This is a genomic window from Bacillus sanguinis (assembly GCF_018332475.1).
GTDB lineage: Bacteria > Bacillota > Bacilli > Bacillales > Bacillaceae_G > Bacillus_A > Bacillus_A sanguinis.
On sequence record NZ_BOQB01000463.1, the window covers coordinates 1 to 404 of the forward strand.

2 pseudogenes are annotated in these 404 nt (G+C 27.5%); both read right to left on the reverse strand.

Features of this window, described 5'->3' with window-relative positions:
* Positions 1–76 (reverse strand): annotated as a pseudogene (locus KI369_RS29965) (glycosyltransferase family 2 protein); the annotation flags it as partial.
* A gap of 107 nt (positions 77–183) precedes the next feature.
* A pseudogene (locus KI369_RS27680) lies at positions 184–404 on the reverse strand (hypothetical protein); the annotation flags it as partial.

The window sequence follows — 404 nt, forward strand, 5'->3', positions numbered from 1 at the left end:
TATACGTAGGAATTAATACACTTACCACCGGAAGTTGCTCTACCACCTCTTCAGTTCTTTCAATACGAGTTCTCATTTTAACTCTCTCACCTCTTCGCATATTATTTATATACGCGACACAAAAATCACATTACTTTAACTGTATGGAGCCTATATACTTTTATGCAAACATGAAACAAAATATCATACTTTTCGTTCCTGAATAAACATATTTAATAACGCGGACATTTTATTTGCACCTTTTTTATTCATATGATCACTATCATAAAAATCATCATCACAAAATAATGGTGAATCAAATAAATCTATAATTTGAAAAGAATATTGAGTTTGAAAATCATTTATAACTTTATAAAAATCTTCTTTTAATTTCTTACTACTACAATTGAAATAATGTGAAGTAA